A 21,746-nucleotide genomic window follows, 5' to 3' on the forward strand; every position below is an offset into this window, starting at 1 on the left:
TACTAATTTGGTAAGCAATGGTGGAGTTTACGTTGAACAGGAAGTTCGCCGGCGTCGCGGTCGCACTGGCCCTCGCACTCGCCGCGTGCGGCTCCGGCCCGGAGGACGCGTCGCCCAGCGGCGCCCCGGCCGCGCCGGCCACGATCGAGATCGGTTCCCTCTATGAGCCGCAGAACCTCGACAATACCGCCGGCGGCGGCCAGGGGATCACCGAGGCGTTCAACGGCAACGTCTACGAGGGCCTGTTCCGGCTGACCGACGAGGGCAAGGTGGAGCCGCTGCTGGCCGAGAGCCACACGGTCTCCGACGACGGCCTGACCTACACGTTCACGCTGCGCAAGGGCGTGACGTTCCACTCGGGCAAGGCGCTGACCGCGGACGACGTCAAGCGCAGCATCGAGCGGGTGACGGCCGAGGACTCCCAGTCGGCCCGCAAGAGCAACCTCGAGGTCATCAAGTCGGTCGAGGCGCCCGACGAGAGCACGGTCGTGGTGAAGCTGAAGCACCGCTCGATCTCGCTGATCTACAACCTGAGCTACGTGTGGGTGGTCAACGCCGACGCCAAGGACCTGGCGACGAGCGCGGACGGCACGGGGCCGTACAAGCTGGGGTCGTGGAAGCGCGGCTCGACGCTCAGCCTCGAGCCGTTCCCCGGCTACTGGGGCCCCAAGCCGGCCAACGGCGGCGTGGTGTTCCACTACTTCACCGACGCATCGGCGCTCAACAACGCGCTGCTGACCGGCGCCGTGGACGTGGTGACCAGCCAGCAGAGCCCCGACGCGCTCTCGCAGTTCGACAACAACCCCGACTACAAGGTCAGCGAGGGCAAGTCGACGACGAAGCTGCTGCTCGCGTTCAACGACCGCAAGGCGCCGTTCGACAAGCCGCAGGTGCGCAAGGCGGTCGCTGCGGCCATCGACGACGCCAAGCTGCTGGAGTCGGTGTGGGCCGGGCACGGCACGCTGATCGGCTCGATGGTGCCGCCGACCGACCCCTGGTACGAGGACCTCACCTCGCTCGACACCTACGACGTCGAGGCGGCCAGGCGCGAGCTGGCCGCCGCCGGGTACGCCAAGGGCTTCCGCTTCACGCTGGACACGCCCAACTACGACCCCCACCCGACGGCCGCCACGTTCATCAAGAGCGAGCTGGCCAAGGTCGGCATCACCGTGGACATCAACGTGATCACCGCCGACGAGTGGTACACGAAGGTGTACAAGAACCACGACTTCGCCGCCACCCTGCAGGAGCACGTCAACGACCGTGACGTGGTCTGGTACGGCAACCCCGACTTCTACTGGGGTTACGACAACCCGCAGGTCTCCACGTGGATCGAGGAGGCCGAGCGGGCGCGTACCGAGGCCGAGCAGACCGAGCTGCTGAAGAAGGCCAACAGGAAGATCGCCGAGGACGCCGCGAGCGAATGGCTCTACCTGTACCCGCAGATCGTGGTGGCCTCGTCCGACCTGTCGGGCTACCCGGTCAACGGCCTGAACTCGCAGTTCTACGCCTACGGGATCAAGAAGGGCTGATGGGGCGCTACCTGCTGCGCCGTACCGCGTTCCTGCTGGCCTCCTTGCTGCTCGCCGCGTCGCTGCTGTTCGTGCTGCTGCGGTTGCTGCCGGGCGATCCGGCCAACGCGCTGCTGCCGATGGGCGCGACGCCCGAGCAGATCGCGGCGGCCCGCCACGAGGTCGGCTCGGACCTGCCGCTGCCGCAGCAGTACGCGGCCTGGCTCGGCGATCTGGCCCGGCTCGACCTCGGCACCTCCTACATCAGCAAGCTGCCGGTCGGCGAGGAGATCGCCTGGCCGGCCGTCACGGTGCCGCTGACGCTGCTGTCGTTCGCGCTTGCGGTGCTGGTGGCGCTGCCGGTCGGGTTCCTGGCCGCGTACCGGGCGCACCGCTGGTACGGCGCGCTGCTCAGCGGCCTGTCCCAGCTCGGCATCGCGGTGCCGGTGTTCTGGATCGGGATGCTGCTGGTGACGGTGTTCGCACTGAAGCTGCGGCTGCTGCCCGCGGGCGGCTTCCCCGGCAGGACTGGGCCGAGCCGGGCCGCGCGCTGACCTCGCTGACGCTGCCGGTCGTGACGATCGCGCTGGTGATGTCGGCCTCGTTGATCCGGTACGTACGTTCGGCCACGCTCGACGTGCTGACCGCCGACTACCTGCGCACGGCGCGGGCCATGGGCGAGTCGTTCGCCGGCGCCATGTGGCGGCACGGCCTGCGCAACGCCTCGGTGCCGGTCATCTCGATCCTCGGCATCGAGCTTGCGACCACGTTCCTCGGCGCGGTGGTGGTGGAGAGCGTGTTCGCGCTGCCCGGGCTCGGCACCATGCTGGTCAAGGGCATCGCCGAGCACGACTATCCGGTGATCCAGGGCGTGCTGGCGGTCAGCACGCTCGCGGTGCTGGTGATCGGGTTCGCCGCCGACGTGGTGCAGCGGCTGGTGGACCCGCGGCTGCGGACCAGGCTGGGGCGCTCATGAAGTCTTTCGTGACGGGCTGCGTGCTGGTCGGTTTCGTGGTGCTCGTGGCGGCGGTGTCGCTGGTGTGGCTGCCGTACGATCCGGCCGACACCTCGGGCGGGCGGCTGGCGCCGCCGGGCGGCGAGCACCTGCTGGGCACCGACAAGCTGGGCCGCGACCTGCTCACCCAGCTCATGATCGGCGCGCGCATCGCGCTCGCGGCCGGCGCCGGATCGGTGCTGCTCGGCGGGCTGCTCGGGGTGGCGGCGGGCCTCGCGGCCGGGTTCGCCACCCGCTGGCTCGACGACGCGCTCGCCGCCGTGCTGGACGCGCTCATCGCGTTCCCGACGCTGCTGCTGGCCATGCTGGTGGTGGCGGTACGCGAGGCGTCGCTGGGCTCGGCGATCCTGGCCATCGGGCTGGCCATGTCGGCGGTGGTGGCCAGGCTGACGCGGGTGCTGGTCAAGCGGGTGCTGGCGCAGGACTACATCACCGCGGCCCGCACCTCGGGCAGCTCGTGGCCGCGGATCATCGCCGAGCACGTGCTGCCGAACATCTGGCCGACGCTCATGGTCAACCTGGCGCTGCAGCTCGGCCTCGCGGTGCTGGCCGAGGCGTCGCTGTCGTACCTGGGGCTCGGCCCGCCGCCGCCGAACGCCTCGTGGGGCCGGCTGCTGCAGGAGGCGCAGGCGACGGTGCTGACCGCGCCGGTCGGTGCCGTCGCGCCGGGCGTGCTGCTCGTCGTGCTGGTCATCGGGACGAACCTGGTCGCCGACGGGCTGCGCGACCTCAGCGGAGGGAGGTCACGGTGAGCGAGCTGCTGTCGGTGGAGAATCTGTCGGTACGCCGCTCCGACGGCCACGAGCTGATCCACGGCCTGTCGTTCGGCCTCGCCCCCGGCGAGCGGCTCGGCCTGATCGGCGAGTCCGGCTCCGGCAAGTCGCTGACCGCCCTCGCCGTACTCGGCCTGCTGCCGCCCGGCCTGACCGCGCACGGCAGCGTGCTGCTGTCGGGCACGCAGGTCGTCGGCGCGCCCGGCAGGCGGCTCGACCGGCTGCGCGGCCGGGCCGCCTCGGTCGTCTTCCAGGAGCCGCTGACCGCGCTCGACCCGCTCATGCGCATCGGCAGGCAGGTCGCCGGGCCGATCCGGCGGCGGCGCGGGCTGCGCGGCGCGGCGCTGCGCTCGGCGGTCCTGGCCGCACTGGAGGAGGTGGCGCTGCCGGAACGCGTCGCGCGGGCGTACCCGCACGAGATCTCCGGCGGGCAGCGGCAGCGGGCGGCGATCGCGATGGCGCTGGCCTGCGAGCCCGCGCTGCTGATCGCCGACGAGCCGACCACGGCGCTGGACGTCACCGTGCAGGCCGAGGTGCTGGCGCTGCTGGACCGGCTGATCGCGGCCAGGGACATGGCGCTGCTGTTCATCGGGCACGACCTGGCGGTGGTCGCGGGCGTGGCGGACCGGCTGATCGTGCTGAAGGAGGGCTCCGCGGTGGAGTCGGGAAGGACGCGGGACATCGTGCGCGAGCCACGCCACCCCTACACGCGGTCCCTGGTGGACAGCGCCAGGGAGCTGGAGGCCGAGCTGGATCGGATGGCGCCGTGACGATCATGGAGGCGCGGGAGGTCGGCTTCGCCTACCGGGGCGGGGCCGAGGTGCTGTCCGGCGTGTCAGTCGAGGTGACGCGCGGGCGCAACCTGGCGATCGTCGGCGAGTCCGGCGCGGGCAAGACGACGCTGCTGCGGCTGCTGCTCGGGCTGGCCAGGCCGACGTCGGGGCAGGTGCTGTTCGACGGCAGGCCGGTGACGTCCGCGCGGGACCGGAAGTTCCGGCGGGCGGTCCAGCCGGTGTTCCAGGACCCGTACTCGTCGCTCGACCCGCGCCAGCGGGTCCGCAGGATCGTCTCCGAGCCGCTGCGGGCGCTGCGCGCCTGCCCGCGCGACGAGATCGGTGACCGGGTGGCCGAGGCGCTGCGCTCGGTGGGCCTGCCGGCCGACGCGGCCGAGCGCTATCCGCACGAGTTCTCCGGCGGGCAGCGGCAGCGCATCGCGATCGCCAGGGCCATCGTGTGCGAGCCGCGGGTGCTGCTGGCCGACGAGCCGGTCAGCGCGCTGGACGTATCGACCCGGGTGCGGGTGGTCGAGCTGCTGAAGGAGCTCAGCGCCTCCCGTGACCTGACCGTCGTGATGGTCTCGCACGACCTGGCGGTGGTGGCCGCGCTGTGCCAGGAGATCGCGGTCATCGAGCGAGGCAGGATCGCCGAACGCGGCGCCGCCGCCGACGTGCTGGGCTCGCCGTCGCACCCGTACACGCGGCGGCTGGTCGAGAGCGTGCCCAGGCTCAGCCGGTACTGACGCCGGCCTCAGCCGCCGGCGTCGTCCGGCGCGGGCGGCAGGCGGAGCGCGATGACCGCGATGTCGTCGAGCCCGGTCGTCGGCAGGCTGCTGAGCACCTGGTCGCAGAAGCGGTCCAGGGGGCAGCGGGCGAGCGCGCCGGCCAGGTGGCGCAGCCGTTCGAGGCCGTCGTCGATGTTCTCCCCGGGCCGCTCGATGAGGCCGTCGGTGTAGAACAGCACCGTGGAGCCGGGCGGCAGCGGCTCGATGCTGGAGCGGCAGCCGTCCTCGTTCGGGAAGCCGAGCAGCGGGTTGACGCAGCTCTCCAGGAAGCGGCCCGCGCCGTCCTCGGTGACCAGCAGCGGCGGCGGGTGGCCGGCGACCGCGTAGTTGAGCCGGTACCGGCCGCCGTACTCCTCGATCCTGGCCAGCACGCACGTCGCGGTGACGTCCGACGACAGCGAGCTCATGGCGATGTTGAGCCTGGTGAGTATCTCCCCCGGCGGCTCGCACCGGTCCATGGCAAGAGCCCGCAGCATGTTGCGGATCTGGCTCATGGCGACGGCCGCGCCGAGGTCGTGACCCGCGACGTCGCCGATGGCCATGACGGGGACGCCGTCGGGCAGGACGAACGAGTCATACCAGTCGCCGCCCACCTCGGCCGCCGACGGGCTGGCCCGGTAGCGGGCCTCGATGCGCAGGCCGGCCAGCTTGGGCGGCTCCACGAGCAGGCTGTGCTGCAGGGCCAGCGCGATCTGCTGCGTGCGCTGGAACCGTATGGCGCTGCTCAGCGCGTCGTGCGCGTGTTCGAACATGCGGCTCAGCAGCGCGATGTCGGCCCGGCTGATCGGCGGGCGGTCGCCGCAGGTCATCAGCGTCACGACGGCGGGCACCGCGCCGTCCACCACGACGGGCAGCACGACGATGCTGTTGGCCTTGTTCGCCACCATCCACTGCTGCGACCAGGACGGTGCCACGCCGGGCGGCGGGCAGCCGGGCGGGAACCGATTCGACAGCGGGCGGCGCCGCCGCGCGGCCTGCACGACCGCGTTGTCGGGCGGCAGCCGCTCCTCGCCGTACGGCGGAAGGCGGGGCAGGCCGGGCCGCGCGGCCGTGGCGACCCGCTCGACCACGAACGGCGCCCCGCTGCGCTGTTCGCCGGTGAGGTCGGTGACGAGGTGGACGCCGCAGCCGTCGGCCAGCTCCGGCACGATGACGTTGGCGACCGCGCCGAGCATCTCCTCCAGGTTGGTCCGCTCGGCCGTGGCGGCGGCGGCGCGGTCGAGCAGCTGCTGGCAGCGCTGTTCCTGCCACTGCTGCTCGATGTCGGTGCAGGTGCCCACCCACTCCACCAGCTCGCCGTGCTCCCTGATCGGCACGGCCGTGACCGCGTAGTGGCGGTAGGAGCCGTCGACGGTGCGCAGCCGGTAGGCGTACTCCCAGACCTCCATCCTGCCGAGGGCCTCAGCCCACGAGGCCATCGCCGCCTCCCGATCGTCGGGGTGCACCATCTTCAGCCAGCCCTGCCCCTGGTACTCCTCCCACGGCTGGCCGGTCACCCGCTCCCAGCTCGCGCTGTGCTCGATCACCTCGCCCGTGGGCCCGGCCACCCAGAAGATCTGCGCGCTGACCTGCATGATGCTCTGGTAGCGGCGCAGGATGTGGCTGCGCTCGTTGGCGAGGGCCTCCACCTGCCGGGCGGCCGTGATCTGGTCGGTGACCTCCACCGCGACCACCAGCACGCCGTACTCGCCGCCCCCGAACGACACCCGTGACAGGCTCGAGGTGAAGTACCGGTCGGGCTCGTCGGTGCTGGCCGGGGCGGCGGTGAGCACGACCGGCTCGCCGGTGGCGTACACCCGGTCGAGCAGCTCCCGGTAGTGCTGCCGGCGGCCGTCGGCGAACGACCTGGGCAGCGGCGACCCGATCGGGCGGTCGCCGAGTTCCGCGCGGTAGGCGTCGTTGGTGTAGACGAGCCGGTGATCGGCCCCGCGCGTCACCGCCACACTGACCGGTGCCGGATCCAGCACCTCGAACGGCAGCCCGCTGATAGCGCGATCACACTCATCCCCCATCGTGACCTCCCCCGATGGCCACATCTCCCCTCATGCCTACCCCTGTCCGGCCCGAGCGGAACGCCGGGTTCCGCCCGGGCTTGCCGGATACGTCACAGGGCGCTGAACGTCTCCTCCGCGCGGTCGCGCTTGGTGAACATGTCCCAGGCGGTGTCGGCGATGGCGTCGGGATCGAGCGTCTTTCCGCCCAGCTCGGCGAGGCGGGCCGGGTCGGCGGCGATGTACCGGTGGATGTCGCCGCGCTCGACCAGCCCGCCGATCGTCAGGCTGCCGGCGTAGACGCCCTGTCCGGCCAGGGCGGCGTTGAGGGTCAGCGCGTACGTGCGCAGCGCCGCCGCGGCCGGTGCGAGCGCGCCGAGCGGCGGCATCGGCAGGACCGCGCTGAGTCCGCCCGCGAACAGCAGCCCGCCCTCGCCCCTGCCGACCATGCCGGGCAGGACGTGGCCTGCGACGTCGACGGCCGCGTACACCACGCTCATCGCCTTCCTGACGTCGTCGGAGGTGGTCTCGGTGATCGGCTCGGGCATCGCGGTCACGTCGGCGGCGCCCGGGCCGTAGTAGAGCAGGCCGATCGGGCCGAAGCGGGCGGTGATCTCGTCGAGGGTTTCGAGCACGCGGTCGCGGTCGTGGACGTCGGCGACGAACCCGGCGGCCTCGACGCCCGACTCGGCGAGCTCGGCGACGTAGCCGGGGTGGCGGTCGGGTGAGCGGGAGATGAGGGCGACGGCGTAGCCTTCGCGGCCGAAGCGGCGGGCCATGGACATGCCGAGTCCCGGACCGGCTCCGGCGATGACGGCGGTCTTACGTGCGGGCATGGCGGGTCCTCCCGAGATAAGTTGAGGGATGCCTCAAGTTCTTGCTCGCGACCGTACCACGAGTGCCCGGGCAAGAACGAGACGATGGGCGGGGCCGCGACGGACGGGCGGCGACGGCGTCATGAAGGCCGGCTCGCCTTCGTAGGATGTCTGCCATGGCAGCCGCACCCAAGCCGCTGCGGTCGGATGCCGCGCGCAACCGCGACAAGCTCCTGGTCGCGGCCACCGAGATCTTCGCCGACCGCGGCCTCGACGCCCCCCTCGAACACATCGCCCGCCGCGCCGGCGTCAGCATCGGCACCCTCTACAACCACTTCCCCACCCGCGAGGCGCTGCTCGCGGCGGTCCTGCCCGACCAGCTGGCCGCGCTCGAGCGGGTCACCGAGGCGGCGCTGGCCGACCCCGACCCGTGGGACGGGTTCGTGACCTTCCTTGAAGGGCTGTTCGCGCTGCAGTCGCGGGATCACGGGCTCAACGACGCCCTGACCCGGGGGTTCACGCTCGCCACCGACGTGCTCGAAGTCTGCAAGCAGGGCTTCCTCGACGCGGAGCGGATCGTCGTCCGGGCCAAGGAGGCCGGCCGGTTGCGCGCCGACTTCGGCATGCCCGACCTGGTCACCCTGATCTGGGCGATGTCGCGGGTCATCCGCGAGTCGATGGACACCGCGCCGGACACCTGGCGGCGCTGCCTGTCGTTCTTCCTCGACGGCCTGCGGGCCGAGGCCGCCCATCCCCTGCTGCCCGGCGCGCCCACCCTGACGGACAACCGTCCGTAGAACGATCGCTTGGCAACGTGTACGCCACTTCACCCGTACCCTTGACTCTATAAGCGCGGCTGAGGCGGGCACCGCTATGCTCTCCCCGGCCGCCGCTGTGCGGACATCCGGCCGCGAGGGTCTAGAGTCGGGTCCCGCGGGACCCCGACGCAGGGAGGCGTATTCATGGCACGTGCTGACACCGGCCCCGACTTCATCGAGGCGCTCGCACGCGGCCTCGACGTCATCAAGGTCTTCCAGCCGGGCCGGCCGGTCATGTCGCTGACCGAGGTGGCCACCGCCGCCGGGCTCGCCCGGCCCACCGCCCGCCGCATCCTGCTCACCCTCCAGGAGCTGGGGTACGCCCGCAGCGAGCCGCGCGGCTACGCGCTGACGCCGCGCGTGCTGGAGCTCGGCGTGTCGTACGTGCGGTCGATGGGGCTGTGGGAGGTTGCACGGCCGCACATGGAGCGGCTGGTGGAGCAGACGCACGAGTCGTCGTCCATCGCCCAGCTCGACGGCTCCGACATCGTGTACGTCGCCCGCGTCTCCGTCCCCAAGATCGTCACCCTGTCGGCGCAGATCGGCACCCGGTTCCCCGCGCTGCAGACGTCTTTGGGCAAGGTGCTGCTCGCCGCGCTGCCGCCCGAGGAGGTCGACCGGGTGCTGGCCGAGCCCAGCCGCTCCGGCATCGAGCCGCGCTGGCGTCCCGGCGCGGCCGAGCGCGAGGCGGCGCTGCGCGAGGTCAGGGCCAAGGGGTGGGCGCTGACGGACGAGGAGCTGGCGCTCGGCATCCGCAGCGTGGCCGCGCCGCTGCGCGACGGGCTCGGCAACGTCATCGCCGCCATCAACGTCAACGTCAACGCGGCCGAGACCTCGGTCGAGCGGCTGACCGAGGAGTATCTGCCGCTGCTGCTCAAGACGGCCGGCGCGATCAGCGCCGACTGGGCCGCCTACGACACCGTCCCCCACGCCACCCTCGCCCCCTGACCACCCCACCTGGCGACGGGAACGGCGAGCGGCGCAGCAGCGGACCCGGCAGCGGCGCGAAGGCCATGCTGCCGGGTGACGCGAGCGACCGGTCAGGGCGGGGTGAGGACGAGGCGGCCGGCGGCGGTGCCGGTGCTCTGGCGGTGCCAGGCGGAGGCGACGTCCTCCAGAGGCACCGCCTCGTGGTCCACGTGCAGCCGGCCCGAGACCGCGAGCTCGGCCACCTTCGCCATGACCTCGGCCCGCTGCGTGCGGCTCAGCTCGGTGTTGGTGTAGCCGAGCAGGCGCAGGGAGCGGCTGCGCAGGGTGGAGGAGTCGAACGGCGAGGTCTCGCCGGCGGAGGCACCCAGGTTGACGAGCCGGCCATGGGGCCGCAGGACGCGGGCCGCCGCGGCGGCGGGAGCGCCGAAGAGCGGGTCGAGCACCAGGTCGAGCGGGCCGTCACAGGCGTCGGCCAGGCGCTCGGCCAGCTCGGCCACGTCCTCGGTGTCGAGCGCGACGACGGCGTCCGCGCCGGCCCGCGCGGCGCGTTCGCACCCGGCGGCCGAGCGGGTGGCGGCGACGACCCGGCGCGCCCCGGCGACGCGGGCGAGCTGCACGGCCGCCTGCCCGACGACGCCGCCCGCGCCCAGCACCAGCACCTGCTCGCCGGGGGCCAGCTCGCCGCGCCAGGTGAGCGCCTGGTACGCGGCCACCGCCGACAGCCCGAGCGCGGCGACGGCGACGGGGTCGGCGCCGTCGGGCAGCTCGACGAGGTCGCCGGCGGGCACGCACGCCAGCTCCGCCATGCTGCCGTCGCCCGGCGCCATGCCGGCCGAGGTGGGGAACCACACCAGCCGCCCGTCCACCGTCCCGACGCCTTGCACGCCCGGCACGTACGGCGTGGCGGGCGCCCCGAAGTAGGAGGCGCCGCCGGCGCACAGCAGGTCGAGCGGCGTGATCGGGGCGGCGAGCACGCGCACCAGCCGCTCGGACTCCCCCGGCTCGGGCGCGGGCCGGTCGGCCGGGCGCGGCGGCCGGCCGCACGTGTCGATCTGCGCGGCCCTCATCACGTGGCGATGTCCGGGTACGGCAGCTTGTGGTGCGACAGCCGGCGGGCGTACTCGTGCTGGAAGCCCAGCGGCTCGGGGTAGTCGCGCTCGAACATCGCGATGAACAGCGTCAGCGTGAGGAACGGATGGGCGCCCAGCTCGAACAGCTTGCCGTAGTCGTGGGTGGCCAGCGCCTCACGTTCGACGTCGTCGAAGCGCAGCCAGGTGGACGCCTCGCCGGCGTGGCAGTTGAGCAGGCGGTTGGCGTACTCGGCCTCCCACCACTCGACGGTCGCGCGCGGCTCTTCGCGGTAGCGCTCGACCAGCTCGGGGTCGCGATCGACGGTGAAGAGGAACTTGTCCAGCAGGTACTTGCTCATGCGCGCCCGCCTCCCTTGGGATACCAGGTGAAGTACGCCTCCATGGTGTGGAACAGGTCGTAGGTGTCCACGTAGTCGGCCTTGGCGCCCTCGCCGGCGACACCCATCATCAGCATGAAGTCCATGAAGCCGTGGGTGGCGTTGCCGGGGTTCCACAGGCTGTCGAGGGTGACCTCCGACAGGCAGCCCTCGATGTCGCCGGTGGAGATCCACTCGACGGCCTTGCGGTCGAACTCGGGGTCGGGGCCGTGCGGCCCGAACTGGCGGGGGCCGCCCAGCTCGAGCGACAGGTGCCCAGTGCCGATGACCGCCACCCGCTGGTCACCCGGCCACGACTCGACCAGCTCGCGGATGGCCTGGCCGAGCTGGATGAAGCGTTTCGGCTGCGGCAGCGGCGGGGCGAAGATGTTGGTGTAGACGGGCACGATCGGCAGGTCGTTCTGCGGGCGCAGGGTGATGATCGGGCACGTGATGGAGTGGTCGATCCGCAGCTCGTTGGAGAAGGCGAGGTCGAAGCCCATGTCGATGCCGCCGCGCAGGATGTGCGCCGACAGCTCCTCCTGGCCGGTGAAGAACATCCGGGGCAGGCCGAACTCGCGTTCCTCGTTGTACCAGTTGGCGTCGTAGAAGGGCGCCTTGCCGACGAGGAACTGCGGCATGTTGTCCAGCCAGAACTGGTGGAAGTGGTCGGAGCCGACCATGACGAGGACGTCGGGGTTCGCCCTGGTCAGGGTCTCGCGGAAGGCTTCGACCTTGCGTACCCACTCGTCGGCGAACGGCGGCCGGTCCTCCCCCGTGGCGGTGGAGGCGCGGTAATAGAACGGGTGATGCGTGGATGCGATGACCGCGACGAGTTCAGCCATGCAAACCTCCGTAGGGCTCGGGATCGATCGGCCGGTTGTTGAGGTCCACCGACAGGAAGATGTCGTTGGCGACGGGGTTGCGCAGCTCCTCCGCGAGCTGCCCGATGAGCCCCGCGGTCCTGGCCAGCAGGGCGAACGCGCGCAGCAGCTCCAGCGGCAGTCCGAGGTCGGCGAGCGCGGCGCCGCACACGCCGGCGCCGTTGAGCGGCAAGGTACGGCCGAGCACCTGGGGGTGCACGCGGCCGATCGCGGCGAACAGCGACAGGTGGGGGCCGTAGAGCCCTTCCTCGGCGGCGATCTCGAACAGCCGGGGCGTGCGCGGGTCGCCTTCCTTGTGCACGTGGTGGCCGAGCCCGGGGATGAGCTTGCGCTGCTCGCGGCGCTCCCGCACGGTGCGCAGGGCCAGTTCGTCCCAGTGGGCGTCGTCGGCGGGCAGCGGGTCGCCGTGCTCGCGCAGCACGTCGTCGAGGAAGCGCCCGCAGTCCTCGGTGACGCCGAGGAAGCGCGAGCCACCGCCGAGCAGGCCCGCCGCCAGCGCCCCCTGCACGGAGTCGGGCGCCGACAGGTACGTCAGCCGCGTCACGATCGCGGTCGGCGTGAACCCGTGGTCGGCCAGCGCGGCCAGCACGGCCTCGAAGACGCGTACCTCGCCGGGTGACGGGCGGCGCTGGGTGGCCAGCCAGAACGCCAGCTCGCCGAAGCCCACCTCGCCCATGACGTCGCCGGCGAGGTCCTGCCCGAGCAGCGTGATCTTCTTCAGGGACGACGCTCCGAGCGCCGTGGGATATTCGCGCTCGCTCATGCCCGCTCCCCTTGCCCGCCGGTCGTGGCCAGCCACTTGCGCAGCTCCGCGCCGTGCTCGTCCAGATCCGGCGGCGGCAGCGTATAGCTGACGGGCGTCTCCGAGAACCGGATGGGATGCCGGGTGGTCGGCACGGCGCGCTCGCCCTCGCCGACCTCCACGATCGGGTCGAGGCCGAACCGCTCGGCCATCGCGAAGCCGCCGTCGATGGTCTGGATCGGCCCGCTCGGCACGCCGGCCTCGACCAGCAGCTCGAACCACTCGACGGCGCCGCGGGTGCGCAGCCGCTCGACGAGGATCGGGCGCAGCACGTCGCGGTTGGCGGTGCGGTCGGCGTTGCGGGCGAAGCGCGGGTCGTCGGCGACCTCGGGGATGCCGAGCACCTCGCACAGCTTGCGGAACTGGCCGTCGTTGGCGGCGGTGACGATGAGGTCGTTGTCGGCGGTGGGCAGCGGCTCGTACGGGAACACGCTGGGGTGCGCGTTGCCCATCCGGTACGGGATCACCCCGCCGGCCACGTACGCGGAGCTGTGGTTGACCAGCCCGGTCAGCGCCGACGACAGCAGGTTGATCTCGACGTGCTGCCCCCGGCCCGTGGCGTCGCGGTGCCGCAGCGCGGCCAGGATGCCGATGACGGCGTGGTTGCCGGCCATCACGTCGAAGACGGAGATGCCGGCCCGGTACGGCGGCCCGTCGGGGTCGCCGGTGAGGCTCATGAGCCCGGAGATGGCCTGCACCATGAGGTCGTAGCCGGGCACGCGGGCGCCTTTGCCGGAGCCGAACCCGCTGATGGAGGCGTAGACGATGCCGGGGTTGGCGGCCTTGACGGCGTCGTAGTCGAGTCCGTACTTGGCCAGGCCGCCGGGGCGGAAGTTCTCGATGAGCACGTCGGCGCGCCTGGCCAGCTCCCTGGCCGCGGCCGCGTCCTCCTCGTCGCGCAGGTCGAGCGCGATCGAGCGCTTGCCGCGGTTGACGCCGAGGTAATAGGTGGACACCTCGCCGCGCGTGGGGGGCATCCAGCCGCGGGTGTCGTCGCCGTTCGGGCTCTCGACCTTGATGACGTCGGCGCCCAGGTCGGCCAGGAGCATCGTGGCGTACGGACCCGCCAAAATCCGGGAGAAGTCGGCCACCAGCACGCCGGACAGCGGCCCGCCCCCCGCCGGTCCGTTCGTTGCGGCGTCTCGTGTCATCCTGTCTCCCCTTCGATTTCACACCGTTCGTTCAGCGGACATATGTCCGCCATCGGGATTCTGGCACACTGCCCTGCGCTCAGGCCATAGCGCGGAGCGACCTTGACAGCGTGCGGTGCGCTCGTAGAGTTACCGGCAGAATGACCGTTGTACGGACAGATGTTCGCGCTTTTTGCTTTCCTTGAGGAGTTATGACGATGACCGAGTTCGAGGCCGGGCGGCCGCTGGTGCTGCGCAACGGCACCGTGCTGCCGATGGACGGCAGGCGGGTGCTGACAGAGACGGACGTGCTGGTCACCGGTGACAAGATCGCCGCCATCGGTCCCCGGCTTGAGGTGCCCGAGGGCACGGCCGAGATCGACGCCTCCGGCGGCATCGTCATGCCCGGCATGATCGACACCCACCGGCACATGTGGCAGACCGCGATGCGCGGCTACGGCGCCGACTGGACGCTCACCCAGTACTTCGTCTGGTACTACCTGGAGTACGGCAAGCTGTTCCGCCCTGAGGACGTGCACGCGGGCAACACCCTGGCCGCCATCGAGGCCCTGGACGCCGGCGTCACCACCGTCGTCGACTGGTCGCACGGCCTGCGCACGCCCGACCACGCCGACGCCGCCGTGGACGCGCTGCAGGCGGTGCCCGGCCGGTACGTGCTCGCCTACGGCAACATCCAGGCGCCGCCCGCCGAGTGGACCACCGCGCCCGAGTTCCGCGACTTCGTGCGCCGCCGCATCACCGGCGACGACATGCTCGGCTTCCAGATCGCCTTCGATGTGACGGGCGACCCGTCGTTCCCCGAGAAACCCGCCTTCGAGGTGGCCCGCGACCTCGGCGTGAACGTCACCACGCACGCCGGCGTGTGGGGCGCCACCAGTGACGAGGGCATCCGGCTCATGTACGAGCACGGCTTCATGACGCCCGGCACGGTCTACGTGCACGCCGCCTCGCTGTCGGCCGACTCCTACAACCGCATCGCGGCCACCGGCGGCTCCATCTCGGTCTCCACCGAGAGCGAGCAGAGCGCCGGCCAGGGCTACCCGCCCACCTGGGCCATCCGCCTGCACGGCATCCCGGTCTCGCTGTCGATGGACACCAGCGTGTGGTGGAGCGGCGACCTGTTCTCCGCCATGCGCACCACGCTCGGCGCCGACCGCGCACGCGAGCACCTGGAGGCGCAGGCCAAGGGCGAGACCGTCACGCACGCCGCGCTCCGCGCCGACCAGGTGGTGCACTGGGCCACCCGGGGCGGCGCCGACGCCATCGGCCGCGACGACCTCGGCGTCATCGAGCCGGGCAAGAAGGCCGACATCGTGCTCATCAAGAACGATCACTCGCCGGTGTCGTTCCCGCTGCTCAACCCGTTCGGGCACGTGGTGTTCCAGGCGCAGCGCGGCGACGTGCACACGGTGCTGGTCAACGGGCGGGTGGTCAAGCACGAGCACCGGCTGGTCGGCATCGACCTCGCCGCCGCCCGTGCCCAGGTGGACAGGACCGTCGAGTACCTGCGCGGCGAGCTGGGCGAGGAGGCCTGGGAGAAGGGCATGAACCCGGACATCCCCACGACGAAGGTGCTCGACAACCCGTACACGTACACCGACTACCGCAGCGACGCCACCCACCGCAGGTAGCCGTCGCTCGCTTGCGTCCTTCCGCGCCGGTGCGCGGGCTCGGGATACCGGCGCGAGAGTCCCGCGTGCCGGCGCGGAAGGAGCGGACATCGGTCATCCCCCTTGCCCGCCCGCTGTCAGCGGGCGGGCAGCACCCCGACGCCGGCCAGCGCCTCCAGCGATCGCTCCGGGTAGGGGTCGTCCTTGCGCGGCCGCCACTCGCTCAACGGCACCAGGCCCGGATCGATCAGCTCGAACCCTTCGAACAGGCCGGCGATCTCCTCGCGGGTGCGCGCCCGCATCGGGTTCGTGGTCTGCCGGTACACGGCCTGCCCGCCCTCCACCTCCTCCTGCGACACGTGGTCCACGCAGGCGTGGGATAACGCCAGGCAGGAGCCGGGGGCGAGCGCTTGCCGGATCTGCGCCTGGTACTGGTAGACCTCGTCTTCGGGCAGGAAGTGCCACACCGCGATCGTCAGCACCCCGACCGGCTGATCGAGGTCGAGCAGCCCGGACACCTCGGGGCCGGCGAAGATCTCGGCCGGCTTGCGCAGGTCGCCCTCCACGGTCACCACGCCCTGCTCGTCCCGCAGCGCGCGGCCCTTCGCCAGCACGATCGGGTCGTTGTCCACGTACGCGACCCGGGCGTCCGGCACCACCTTGCGCGCGATGTCGTGCACGTTCGGGTAGATCGGGATGCCGCAGCCGATGTCGATGAACTGGCGGATGCCCAGCTCGGCCATCGCCCGGGTGGCACGCAGCACGAACCCGCGCGTCGCGCGGGCCGAGTTGCGCGCGTTCGGCACGGCCAGCATGAACGTCTTGGCCGCCTCCCGGTCGACCGCGAAGTGGTCACAGCCGCCCAGAAGGTAGTCATAGATGCGCGCCGACGACGGCTTGGAGGCGTCGAGCTCGGTGGGGGAACTCACCATCATGTCCCTTCTCGGAGTTGATCGCGGATGGCAGCGAGCATCAGCGCGGACTCGGCCGGGGTGCGCGCGACGCCGGCGAGCTGGTCGAGCAGCAACCCGTACCGCTCGTGCTCGCGCAGGTCGCCGAGCTCCTCGCCGCCGAAGCGGTGGAACACGATGACCTGCTGATCCGGCAGTCGCAGCACCGTGAACGGCTCCAGCGGCAGGAACGCGGAGTCCGCGGGAAGTATCTGGAGGGTGATGTCCGGCTCGCGGGACGCCTTGAGCAGCTCGTCGAGCTGCCGGACGTGCGCGGCCACGTCGCCGCCGAGCGGGCGCCGCAGCACCGTCTCCTCGATGACGGCCCACAGGCGGGCCCGCCGGCTCTCCTGGCGGCGGCGCAGGTTCTCGGCCTTCGCCAGCGTCACCTCGCCGGGCGGCGTCGGGAACTGCACGGCACGCTGCACGGCCTGCTCGTACTCCGGCGTGCGCAGCAGGTCCGGCACGAAGTGCGTCGCGTACGTGCGGATGAGCGTCGCGGCCTGCTCGTGATGCCACAGCACGGTCTCTTCCAGCGGGACCGTCTGGTCCCACCAGCCCGGTTCCCGCCGCCCCACGGCCACGGAGATCAGCGCCTCCTGCTGGTAGGGGTCGGTGATCCCGTACAGCGTCAGCAGCCGGGACAGGAAGGCGCGGTCGAACGGGGCCTGGCCGCGCTCCATGCGGGAGAGCGTCGGCGCCGAGCTGCCCGTCTCCGCGGCCACGGCTTCCAGGGTGAGTCCACGGTCGAGCCGCAGATGGCGCAGCCGAGCGCCCACCGTCTGTCTGGCGGCCGCCGTGCTCGCGCCGTTCACGTGCCCCCTTCACGCGGGCCCGGCACGCCACCGGACCGCCCGACCGGATTTTCAGTGATCGCCAGACTCTATGTAGACATATCGCATTAGTCCATGTAAAGGGGGCACTGCCCTTCGCTTGGAAGATCACAGATTTTTCAGCGAGGGAATCACCGAGCGGGCGGCGCGTCAGGGCACGTAGTGGGCGACCCCGTCGCCGAAGGACCAGTCGATCGGCCCGTTCTCGGTCACCGAGATGAAGACGTCGCGCGGCTCGGTGCCCGCGTACTCGCGGGCAAGCTCGGCGATCCGCCGGTACATGGCCTTCTTCTGCTCGGGCGTACGGCCCGCCCGGAAGGTGATCGCGATGAAGACGACGTCGTCGGTACGGCGCAGGCCGGGGAACGTGCCGTACCGCATCACGCTGCGGGCGCCGTCGTGCGAGGTCAGCACCTGGAACAGGTCGTCGGACGGGATGCCGATGGTCTCGACCATGGCGTCGTGGACGGCACGGCCGAGCGCGTCGAGCCGCTCGGGGGCGGCTCGCATCGCGTCGATGCGGACGAACGGCATGGTCGTCTCCCTTTCGGATGCGGGGCTATCGGGTGAGCATGCTGAGCGCGCCTTCGACGGCCGTGGCGAACACCTGGGCGTCGCCGGCGGCGCGGGCCAGCACGTACCCGCCCTGAAGCGTGGCGACGAGCGCGGTGGCCGTGGCCCTGGGGTCGAGCGCGGGGTCCAGCTCCCCTGCGGCGCGGCCCTCTTCGAGCAGCTCGGCGATGCGTCCGGTGAGCCAGGCGAACGTCTCCTCGACCGGCCGCCGCAGCCCGGGGTCGGCCATCACGTCGGGGTCCTGGGTGAGGCGGCCGACGGGACAGCCCTTGAGCGCGTCGCGCTCGCGGCGCAGGTAGGCGGCGACGCGTTCGACGGCGCTGCCCGGCCCGGTGAACGCGGCCTCGGCCCGCTGCCTCAGCTCCGCGGCGCTGCGGTCGATGGCGGCCAGGGCGAGGTCCGGCTTGCCGCTGAAGTGGTGGTACATGCTGCCTTGCCCGGCCCCCGACCGCTGCTGGATCGCCTTGGGGCTGGTGCCGACATAGCCGCGCTCCCACAGCAGCTCGCGGGTGCTCTCGATGAGCCGTTCCCTGGTGTCCATGCTGGACATACTAGTAGGTACAGGACGTGCTGCGCTGGGTGCGTACGACACCGTGAAGCTCCTGCGCCCCCGGGATTGTCGGTGCGGCAGGCCATACTGCGCCGAGCCGGCATGATCACGAAGGAAGGGTGTGGCACATGGCGCAACTGCTGCGAAGGCTCGATGACGAGGTGCACATCGAGTACAACACGTTCGGTCTGGACGGCACCGATCTGCTGTGGAGCTCACCCACCGAGGAGATCCACCACTTCACCGCCGCCGTACGGCTCGAGTCGTGGGACGCCGAGCCGGAGCCCGCGGACGCTTCATGGACGCCGGTCAGCACGCAGACGTTCGTCGCGGAGCGCGGCGTGGTCGCGATCACCTCGATGATGGAGTACAGGGGACACGACTTCCTGATCGGGCCGCCGCACTTCGAGTACGGCGTGCAGATGTACTTACGCGAGCCCCGGCCCGGCGACGGACACGGCACGGGCAAGAGCGACGAGACGTGGATGCTGAGGTTCTGGCCGATCCGGGACGTCTTCGACCCCATCGAGCACGCGGCGCCGGAGCACTATTTCGTGCCCGGAGTCGGGTACCACTCGATCGACATCGAGCCCGAGCGGCTCGTGCCGCCTCCGTCGCGGCGGAAGGTGCCGGTGCCGGTCTCGGCGGTGTCCGACTGGGTGTCGCTGTGCCCGGACCCCGACCTCGACACCTTCGACGGCTGGCTGCGCCGGGAACGCCGCACGGCCGAAGCCGACGGCGTCACCATCTACCAGCGGCTGCGCGCGCACGGGATCGACATCGAGGACGGCGCGGACCTCACGCTGGCCGCGTGCGCCCCGCCGTACTGGCGCGCCGGCCGGTACGAGGATCCGGTGATCGACTGCTACTACGCCGAGCAGGCGAGGCGGGACTCGTTTGCGAACCTGGCCGAGTACGGGCTGCGCGAGCGCGCCGACGCCGATCGCATCGCCAAGGAGTTGTGCCGCCGCGGCACGCCCACGTTCTCGGTGCCCGTCGAACGCCGCAGTGTCGCACCCGGCGACAGCCTCCGTGTGTGGCGGTGGGAGACCGACTACCTCGGCGGCGCGCTGCGGGGCGGCGGGCTGACGGTGGATCGGCAGGTGGTGGCCGAGAATCCGTGGACCAGGCAGATTCTCGTCTCCGGCATCGTGACGATTTTGCGCAGCGACGAAACAAGGCACTGCGGCGGCGGCCCCGACTGGTACGCGGCGCGCAACGCAGAACCGCACGAGGCGGCCAGGGTGCTGTGCGCGGAGGCCACCTGGGAGGAGGACCCCGAGCAGCGCCGGGCCCTGGACGAGCTGGTCAAGGAGAAGCTCGCCGAGCTGCGAGCCGCCCATGGGAGCGGGAAGTGATGATCTGCTCGGCCTCACCCCTCGTGCGGCCTCGCAGCAGGCACGGGCTTTGCCCGCTTGTACCGGCCTCCGCCGCTCGTACGCGTCTTTGTCGCACGTCGGAGGCGGCGATTCGGGGGTGCGGCCCGCCGTGGAGGGACGGCGGGCTTGGGCACGGTCGCGCCCGGCGGTCACGACGGCCGCCGGGGCGGGTCAGCGGGGGGCGTGGGTGCGGAGCAGGTCGGAGACCGTCGGCGCCTGCATCATGTGGGGGTCGAGCGCCTCGGCGCGGCGGCGGGGGATGCCGCCGGCCAGGGCGGCCTCGGTGAGCGCCTCCTTGACCCACCGGACGTCCACGGGGTGCCCGTCCTCCTGCTTGATGAGCGGCTCTCCAGGGGTCCTGGACGACGACAGCGTACGCAGCAGGGGCCTGGCCACCGGCGGGACCGGGAAGGCCACGAGGTCGCCGCGGCCGTCGGCGACGGTGACGATGGCGGGTTCGCCGGCGGTCACCGCCCGCAGGTCCTGCAGGGTGATCCCGGCCAGCGAGGAGACCGGCGCGCCGGTGGCGTCGAGCAGCGCGACCGCGACGGCCTCGGCGGGCTTGCCTTCGGCGGCCAGCCGGGCGACGCCCTTGCGCAGCAGCCGCCGGTCGCCGGGGGTCAGCGCGGGGATGGGGCCGGGCCGTACGGCGCCCCGCTGCCAGGCGAACGTGTAGAACGCCGACAGCATCGCCCGCTTCCTGGACACGGTGGTCGGCGACAGCGGCCTGCCCGGGGTGCGCACGCCGACGGTCAGCGTGCCGCTGAGCGCGCCGTTGCAGTAGGCGTCGAGGTGGGCGCCGGTGGCCGCGAGCGGGTCGAGGGCGGGCTCGGCGTCCTGGAGCCAGCGCAGGAACGCGGCCAGCACCTGCAGCCTGGCCTGCCGGGTCGCCTTGGAGGGCTTCTCGGTCAGCCAGGCCACGACCGTACGGCGGGTCGGCGCCGCCAGCCCGTCCACGAAGTCGACGTCGGCACCGGCCACCTCACCCCCGTCACCGGGCCTGCGGCGCGGCCGGAGCCCTGGAATCCGGCCGACGCTCCCGGCCCGCGGCTCCGCCGTCCCGGCATCAAGGTCACCTTGTCCGCTCGCCTGCGGCTCGGACGTACGAGGGTCACCGTCTTCCGGCCCGCCTGTCATTCCCGGGTTCCGATCGTCCGGCCCGCCTGCCGCGCGAAGGGCATGGCCCTCCGGCTCACCTGCCGTGCCAGGACTCGCCCCGGCAGGGCCGGAGCGGGGACCGCTCGCCCTGGCGGCCAGGCGGCTGGGGAGCCGGGAAGGGCCGGGCAGCGGGTCCGGCGGGTGCGCGGCGCGTTCGTCGCCCGGCAACGAACCCGGCAGGTGCGGCGCGGCAAGCTCACCGGGCAAGGAGCCGGACCGGTGTGGCGCGGCGAGGTCGCCGGTCAGCGGGTCAGGCCCGTGCAGGGAATGGTCATCGCCGGACGTTAAGGACTGCGCGCCTCCGGAGACGGCGGGGACGGCGGCGTCGTCGTGGGCTTTCGGCATGCTCAGCACTCGACCGCACCCGTCCTCTCCACGACAGCGGCATGGCCGAGCAGCCCCGGCCGCGCGAAGGACGTCACGGAGGAGTCGGTGGCCGTCGCGCGGGCATCGTGAGCGCCCGGGCGGCCTGAGCCAGGCAGTCCAATCATGATCTCGATCTTCTCACGGAGCGGCCCCATCTCCTCCGCGTTCCGCCCCGTTCGTCACCCGGCATGTCCGGCTTCCAGGCGACCGACCCTCCTGAGCCGAAATACATCGACCCTGTCGGTGCTCCACACCCTGTCGCGCAAGGGCCCGATGCGGCTCACCGACCTGACGGCGACCGAGCAGCTCAAGCAGCCCGCGCTGACCAGCCTCGTGGCGAAGCTGGAACGCGAGGGGCTGGTGTCACGCCGTCCCGACCCCCGCGACGGGCGGGCCGTCCTGCTGTCGCTCACGCCCGAGGGCCGGCGGATCGTCGACTCCCGGCGCGCCGACCGCGTCGCGCGGCTGCGCCGCCTGGTGGACCACCTGGACGGCGACGACCGGGCCGCGCTCGCCGACGTGATGCGGGTACTCGGCCGGCTGACCGAGATCGCCGAACGACTGGAGGATCGACCATGAACAGGCCGCCGGAGCCGGTGCCGCTGCACGTGCACTTCATGCGCCGCCCC

At 72.1% G+C, this 21,746-nt stretch carries 23 protein-coding genes; 11 read left to right on the forward strand and 12 right to left on the reverse strand.

The genetic code is table 11. From position 1 onward, the window contains the following. Positions 1–32: 32 nt before the first annotated feature. From WBK31_RS17225 to WBK31_RS17250, 6 genes are read left to right on the forward strand one after another with little or no spacing between them, the layout of a single operon-like run. Positions 33–1,532, forward strand: a complete 1,500-nt coding sequence (locus WBK31_RS17225; protein ID WP_406675221.1) for an ABC transporter substrate-binding protein — start codon at positions 33–35, stop codon at positions 1,530–1,532. Beyond that, positions 1,532–2,065, forward strand: coding sequence for an ABC transporter permease (locus WBK31_RS17230; protein WP_406675222.1), 534 nt, complete (start codon positions 1,532–1,534; stop codon positions 2,063–2,065). Before WBK31_RS17225 ends, WBK31_RS17230 begins: the two co-directional genes overlap by 1 nt. Positions 2,066–2,085: 20 nt before the next feature. Continuing rightward, a complete protein-coding gene (locus tag WBK31_RS17235; RefSeq protein WP_378788606.1) occupies positions 2,086–2,487 on the forward strand; it encodes an ABC transporter permease in 402 nt (133 codons plus the stop codon). Next, the gene (locus WBK31_RS17240; protein WP_364052150.1) at positions 2,484–3,278 is read left to right on the forward strand and encodes an ABC transporter permease; all 795 of its coding nucleotides are present in this window, start codon (positions 2,484–2,486) and stop codon (positions 3,276–3,278) included. Before WBK31_RS17235 ends, WBK31_RS17240 begins: the two co-directional genes overlap by 4 nt. Further along, positions 3,275–4,069 carry an ABC transporter ATP-binding protein gene (locus tag WBK31_RS17245; RefSeq protein ID WP_364052153.1) on the forward strand — a complete coding sequence of 265 codons (795 nt, stop codon included), beginning with the start codon at positions 3,275–3,277 and terminating at the stop codon, positions 4,067–4,069. Before WBK31_RS17240 ends, WBK31_RS17245 begins: the two co-directional genes overlap by 4 nt. Positions 4,070–4,074: 5 nt before the next feature. After that, a complete protein-coding gene (locus WBK31_RS17250) occupies positions 4,075–4,818 on the forward strand; it encodes an ABC transporter ATP-binding protein (protein ID WP_364057428.1) in 744 nt (247 codons plus the stop codon). Positions 4,819–4,826: 8 nt separating this feature from the next. On the opposite strand, the gene WBK31_RS17255 is transcribed toward WBK31_RS17250, so the two are convergent. Both WBK31_RS17255 and WBK31_RS17260 read right to left on the reverse strand, forming a co-directional pair. Beyond that, positions 4,827–6,872 (reverse strand): SpoIIE family protein phosphatase, encoded by a 2,046-nt coding sequence (locus WBK31_RS17255; protein WP_378788604.1) that lies wholly within the window; start codon positions 6,870–6,872, stop codon positions 4,827–4,829. 92 nt (positions 6,873–6,964) lie between these two features. Beyond that, positions 6,965–7,687 (reverse strand): SDR family NAD(P)-dependent oxidoreductase, encoded by a 723-nt coding sequence (locus WBK31_RS17260; protein WP_364052158.1) that lies wholly within the window; start codon positions 7,685–7,687, stop codon positions 6,965–6,967. Between the two features lie 155 nt (positions 7,688–7,842). On the opposite strand from WBK31_RS17260, the gene WBK31_RS17265 reads away from it, so the two are divergent. Both WBK31_RS17265 and WBK31_RS17270 read left to right on the forward strand, forming a co-directional pair. Next, on the forward strand, positions 7,843–8,463 hold the full coding sequence (locus WBK31_RS17265) for a TetR/AcrR family transcriptional regulator (RefSeq protein ID WP_378788602.1): 621 nt from the start codon (positions 7,843–7,845) through the stop codon (positions 8,461–8,463). A 165-nt stretch (positions 8,464–8,628) separates the two neighbouring features. Beyond that, positions 8,629–9,432 carry an IclR family transcriptional regulator C-terminal domain-containing protein gene (locus tag WBK31_RS17270; protein ID WP_364052164.1) on the forward strand — a complete coding sequence of 268 codons (804 nt, stop codon included), beginning with the start codon at positions 8,629–8,631 and terminating at the stop codon, positions 9,430–9,432. A gap of 92 nt (positions 9,433–9,524) precedes the next feature. Here the strand turns inward: WBK31_RS17270 and WBK31_RS17275 are convergent, their stop codons facing one another. Genes WBK31_RS17275 through WBK31_RS17295 form a run of 5 tightly spaced genes read right to left on the reverse strand, consistent with a single transcriptional unit; the run spans position 9,525 to position 13,698 of the window. Next, positions 9,525–10,481 (reverse strand): zinc-binding alcohol dehydrogenase family protein, encoded by a 957-nt coding sequence (locus WBK31_RS17275; RefSeq protein WP_364052167.1) that lies wholly within the window; start codon positions 10,479–10,481, stop codon positions 9,525–9,527. Further along, positions 10,481–10,843: a hypothetical protein gene (locus tag WBK31_RS17280; protein ID WP_364052170.1), complete on the reverse strand. Its 363-nt coding sequence runs from the start codon at positions 10,841–10,843 to the stop codon at positions 10,481–10,483. The genes WBK31_RS17275 and WBK31_RS17280 overlap by 1 nt, the downstream gene beginning before the upstream one ends. Continuing rightward, positions 10,840–11,706 carry an extradiol ring-cleavage dioxygenase gene (locus WBK31_RS17285; protein WP_364052173.1) on the reverse strand — a complete coding sequence of 289 codons (867 nt, stop codon included), beginning with the start codon at positions 11,704–11,706 and terminating at the stop codon, positions 10,840–10,842. The genes WBK31_RS17280 and WBK31_RS17285 overlap by 4 nt, the downstream gene beginning before the upstream one ends. Continuing rightward, positions 11,699–12,508, reverse strand: coding sequence for a citryl-CoA lyase (locus tag WBK31_RS17290; RefSeq protein ID WP_364052176.1), 810 nt, complete (start codon positions 12,506–12,508; stop codon positions 11,699–11,701). The genes WBK31_RS17285 and WBK31_RS17290 overlap by 8 nt, the downstream gene beginning before the upstream one ends. After that, positions 12,505–13,698, reverse strand: coding sequence for a CaiB/BaiF CoA-transferase family protein (locus tag WBK31_RS17295; RefSeq protein ID WP_364052179.1), 1,194 nt, complete (start codon positions 13,696–13,698; stop codon positions 12,505–12,507). The genes WBK31_RS17290 and WBK31_RS17295 overlap by 4 nt, the downstream gene beginning before the upstream one ends. 197 nt (positions 13,699–13,895) lie before the next feature. On the opposite strand from WBK31_RS17295, the gene WBK31_RS17300 reads away from it, so the two are divergent. Beyond that, positions 13,896–15,329 (forward strand): amidohydrolase family protein, encoded by a 1,434-nt coding sequence (locus WBK31_RS17300; RefSeq protein WP_406675223.1) that lies wholly within the window; start codon positions 13,896–13,898, stop codon positions 15,327–15,329. Positions 15,330–15,445: 116 nt separating this feature from the next. Here WBK31_RS17300 and WBK31_RS17305 read toward each other — a convergent pair whose 3' ends face one another. The 4 genes from WBK31_RS17305 to WBK31_RS17320 all read right to left on the reverse strand — a co-directional run bounded on the left by WBK31_RS17305 (position 15,446) and on the right by WBK31_RS17320 (position 18,205). Next, positions 15,446–16,243 (reverse strand): SAM-dependent methyltransferase, encoded by a 798-nt coding sequence (locus WBK31_RS17305; RefSeq protein ID WP_364052185.1) that lies wholly within the window; start codon positions 16,241–16,243, stop codon positions 15,446–15,448. Then, on the reverse strand, positions 16,240–17,073 hold the full coding sequence (locus WBK31_RS17310) for a helix-turn-helix domain-containing protein (RefSeq protein WP_406675224.1): 834 nt from the start codon (positions 17,071–17,073) through the stop codon (positions 16,240–16,242). Before WBK31_RS17310 ends, WBK31_RS17305 begins: the two co-directional genes overlap by 4 nt. Before the next feature lie 168 nt (positions 17,074–17,241). Next, entirely contained in the window at positions 17,242–17,625 is a 384-nt protein-coding gene (locus WBK31_RS17315; protein WP_406675226.1) for a tautomerase family protein, read from the reverse strand. 25 nt (positions 17,626–17,650) lie between these two features. Further along, positions 17,651–18,205: a TetR/AcrR family transcriptional regulator gene (locus WBK31_RS17320; RefSeq protein WP_406675227.1), complete on the reverse strand. Its 555-nt coding sequence runs from the start codon at positions 18,203–18,205 to the stop codon at positions 17,651–17,653. 137 nt (positions 18,206–18,342) lie between these two features. Between WBK31_RS17320 and WBK31_RS17325 the strand changes: the two genes are divergently transcribed. Further along, on the forward strand, positions 18,343–19,572 hold the full coding sequence (locus WBK31_RS17325; protein ID WP_406675228.1) for a hypothetical protein: 1,230 nt from the start codon (positions 18,343–18,345) through the stop codon (positions 19,570–19,572). Between the two features lie 192 nt (positions 19,573–19,764). On the opposite strand, the gene WBK31_RS17330 is transcribed toward WBK31_RS17325, so the two are convergent. Beyond that, a complete protein-coding gene (locus WBK31_RS17330; protein WP_364052200.1) occupies positions 19,765–20,574 on the reverse strand; it encodes a hypothetical protein in 810 nt (269 codons plus the stop codon). Between the two features lie 666 nt (positions 20,575–21,240). Here WBK31_RS17330 and WBK31_RS17335 point away from each other — a divergent pair. Further along, positions 21,241–21,696, forward strand: a complete 456-nt coding sequence (locus tag WBK31_RS17335) for a MarR family transcriptional regulator (RefSeq protein WP_364052203.1) — start codon at positions 21,241–21,243, stop codon at positions 21,694–21,696. Positions 21,697–21,746 lie beyond the last annotated feature (50 nt).

The organism is Nonomuraea sp. N2-4H (assembly GCF_045291505.1).
In the GTDB taxonomy this organism is placed as follows: Bacteria; Actinomycetota; Actinomycetes; order Streptosporangiales; family Streptosporangiaceae; genus Nonomuraea; species Nonomuraea fastidiosa.